Source organism: Mycobacterium sp., from assembly GCF_032162105.1.
Taxonomy (GTDB): Bacteria; Actinomycetota; Actinomycetes; order Mycobacteriales; family Mycobacteriaceae; genus Mycobacterium.
This window is the reverse complement of record NZ_JAVRPS010000135.1, coordinates 1-3,711: the sequence shown is the minus strand read 5'-3', so window position 1 is coordinate 3,711 and position 3,711 is coordinate 1. Positions and strand designations below refer to the sequence as shown.

The following is a 3,711-nucleotide window of genomic DNA, read 5'->3' as shown; positions in this document are numbered from 1 at the left end:
GACCAATCCGGCGACCACCTACTCCGGGTTGCTGCTCGACGAGTGGATCGAAGTCATTCCCGCCGATGCGGCGACGACCGGGCTGGCGTTCCACTTCGATCGGCCCAACTCCGAAGCACCTCAGGCGATTCTGCTGGCCACCCCACCGGTCTACCGCGGCGGGTGGCAGTGGCAGGACATCGTCGACACGCTGCACGAGACGCTGGACTTCGCGCAGCTGCGGGCCGTCGAACCGGCCCAGGTGGACAAGTCCAAGCTGGCGCCGCTGCTGCCCGCCGTGTTGTCATCGGTCACCACGTATCCGATCACCGCCGGCCTGAACCTGAGCTTCAACAACGATGTTCATCTGCGGCTGGCGGAGGCCGAGAAGTGAACGAGTACGTCGTCACCGCCGATCTGCACCGCGTGCTGACCAATGAGATCCGCATCCCCACGATCGTGCAGTGGAACCGGCTGGAGGGCCGCCCGCGCCGGCCGGATTTCAGCAGGGCGCTCAAGGCCGAGGTGCGTGATCCGCTGTGGATGATCACGCGGCAGTGGCAGATGGGTGAGTTCCTCGGCGAGGACGCCGGGTCACCGGTGACGGCCAAGGTGGCGTGGAACACCGACGACGTGACCGAATTGCATTCGGCCGCAGGCACTGTGCCCTACGACCCGAACCTGCCGTTGGAGGCGATCGTCGAAGCTCGCCCGGTCCCGCTGAGCGGAGACCTGCGGCTGTCGTTGGGCCGACGGTGGCGGCGGCTGCTCGAGACGAACGGCCACCCCGGGCGGGTGCCGGGCTTCGTCGCTCGATATTCGTTCGAGGCACCCGGCGCGGACGCTCACGATTTCCCGATCACCGCGCACGCAGCGGCGTGGCAGACCATGGCCGCGGTCGCCGGGCGGGCCATCGACGGCGGCGCGCTGCTCGACCACCTGGCCGGAGGCGGCGCGGCGTCCGACGGATTCGGGATGGTCGACCCGGAGAAGACGGACATCGACGACCTCGGCGAGGCATTCCTCGCCTGGGCGCGCCAGCGGTACTACGAGCCCGACCCGACCGTGACGACGTGGGATCCGAAGCACCTCGAGTACTCGGCGCGCCTGTCGACGCCGAATCTGGGTACGCCCGCCGCGGTGGCGGCGCCGGAGTATCACGGAGGCCGGCTCGATTGGTTCGACTTCGACGCCGTCGCGAGCGACGATGCGGCGGGCGTGGCTGCCCCGCCACCGCCGAGCGTGACGAGCTTCCTTCCGACGACGGCCCAGTTCGACGGGATGCCGAATACCCGGCACTGGGCGTTCGAGGAGGGTGCCGTCAACTTCGGGGACATCAACCCGGATACGACGGACATCGCCAAGCTGCTGCTGATCGAGTTCGGGCTGGTATTCGCCAACGACTGGTTCCTCTTGCCGATCGACGTGCCGGTGGGGTCGCTGACGTCGATCCGCGGGCTGACGGTGACGAACGTGTTCGGCGAACGGTTCTGGATCGAGCCTGCCGTGACTGCGGCGAAGTTCCAGAACTGGCGAATGTTCACGCTGACGCCGAAGGGAGCCGACGACGGCCGGCTGTTCGTGCCGGCCACCACACCCGCGGCGCTGGAGAGTGCGCCCGTGGAGGCGGTCGCGTGCGTTCGCGACGAGGTGTCGAACATGGTGTGGGGTATCGAGACCACGGTGCAGTTGGCGGACGGGTCGTCGCGGCGGGGCCGCGAGGTGGCGCTGGAGCTGCATGCGAAGTTCCAGGCGGCGGTCCCCGACCCTGGCGGCCCGCCGCCCGGCCCGGACAACGACGCGAAGTTGAAGTACGTGTTGATGACATCGGTTGCCGAGCATTGGATTCCGCTCATCCCGGTGCACGTCGAGAACGACAACCGGCAGATCCAGTTGCAGCGAGCGGCGATGCCGCGCCTGTTGAAGGGCGAAGAAGGCGTCGCGCCGGAGAAGATCGAGCCACGGACACGGCTGCTGCGGGAACGCCTCGACGAGGGCAAGCCGTACTACGTCGCCGAGGAAGAGGTCGAACGAGCGGGCACGATCGTGGAGACGAGATGGCAGCGGTGCCGGTGGCGCGATGGTCGCGTCGTCACCTGGCTCGGGCACACCCGAAGCACTGGACGAGGGGAGGGCGCAAGCGGACTCGCATTCGATGCGCTGATTCCGAAGCCGCCTCGCTGACCGGCGTCATGGCCCACGGCGCCGTGCCTGAATCTCCCATCCTTCACGGCACTGAAGTCAACGCATGCCGTGTGTTCGGTCCAGTCGAGACCGAACTTCGGAGAACCCTGCCGCCAGTAGTGGCCATAGAACACCGGGACCGCGCTGTCGTAGGCATAGGAGCGTTCAGACGTGCCGATCTCGATGTCGGGAAGCGGTGGATACGGCTGTCCGTCCTCCGTCGTGAACCTATCCGACAGCTCCGCGAGCTCTCGCAGCGTGGTCGCACCCTCATTCCACCATCGGAGTCTGGCCTCGGAACGGGCGTGACCGTCCTTGTCCACGAACTTGGCTTGGCCATGGTCGACCAGACTGACCTCCGGTCCCTTGAGCAACGCGTCAACGGCCGTGTACAGCGGGTCGGACTTGTCTGACGCCCTGATGAACTGACCCATCGAGTTGAAGCGGTTCGACCCCAGCTCGCGACCGACCAACTCGATGGAGGGCTGGTGCCAGCAGGCGTGGATGATGCGGATCCCACCGAGATCCAGCCACAGGGGAAGCGTCTTGAACCACTCCAGATACAGGGCTCTCGTCGGACCGGTCACCTGCTCGAGGAACGATCGATGCTGCTTGTAGTTCTTCGGAATGTGGGGGCGAAGAACTTGCCCGCTGCCAGCCGGATGCTCCGTGGCGTAGGCGACGGCGTTGAATTCATGATTGCCCATGACGACCTCGGCGCTTCCGCTGTCGACCATGCCCTTCACGATCTCGAGGACTCGGATCTGCTCGTCGCCGCGATCGATCAGGTCCCCCACGAAAATGGCTCGACGATGGGGAATCCAGTAGGCGCCGGTCCAGTCGGTGATCCTGTAGCCGAGCGCATCGAGCAATGCGACCAGTTTGGTGGCACAGCCATGGACGTCACCGATGATGTCGAAGTCACTTACACGTGAGAGTCTTGCATCGGGGCATCACGCCTGGTGACATCGGGAACCGAGGGTCGCACCACGGCGTGGTTGGGCCCGCGCAGTGGCGGTGCCTAGCCTGCAGCCACGCCTGGTAGCAGACGCTCCCGCTCGGCGGGTCGCAATCGACCCGCGGGGGCTGCGAAGAGCACCAAATTGGTCGTAGCGACGCTACGTGTCTATCGTCAGGGGTGAGCATCGACGAGCAAGAAGCAGCGCCGACCAGTGAATCGGACGACCTGATCGAGGAAAGCCCCGAACTGCCGGGCGACGAAGCGACCGTTCCAGGACCGTGGCGAGCGTCCGACGGTACACCGGTTCCCTTCGCCGAAGCGAAGGCTGAGTGGGCTCGAGTCGCCCACGGCGTCCTCGTGCAGACCGCGAAGCGGTACAACGACTACGTCACCTACTCCGAGCTTGCGCGCCGCGTCTTGGACGAGTCGGGCATCCTGTACCGCCCGCATCAGCGGAACTGGATCGGCAAGATCGTCAGTCTGGTCGCCGAACGGAGTGTGGCAGAAGGCGGACCGCCGCTGACGGCTCTGTGCGTCTCGAGCGGTGACGAAAAGGTCGGCGCGGGTTACGCATACGCGTTGAAGCT

At 66.1% G+C, this 3,711-nt stretch carries 2 protein-coding genes and 1 pseudogene; 2 read left to right on the top strand and 1 reads right to left on the bottom strand.

Annotated elements, in window-relative coordinates; genetic code table 11:
* Positions 1 to 373, top strand: a 373-nt coding sequence (locus QOC69_RS06660) for a hypothetical protein (RefSeq protein ID WP_526437599.1), incomplete at its 5' end; no start/stop codon positions are given.
* A 1,612-nt stretch (positions 374 to 1,985) separates the two neighbouring features.
* Here the strand turns inward: QOC69_RS06660 and QOC69_RS06655 are convergent.
* A complete protein-coding gene (locus QOC69_RS06655) occupies positions 1,986 to 3,077 on the bottom strand; it encodes a metallophosphoesterase (protein WP_526437601.1) in 1,092 nt (363 codons plus the stop codon).
* A gap of 224 nt (positions 3,078 to 3,301) precedes the next feature.
* Between QOC69_RS06655 and QOC69_RS06650 the strand changes: the two are divergent.
* Positions 3,302 to 3,711: pseudogene (locus QOC69_RS06650) on the top strand (hypothetical protein); the annotation flags it as partial.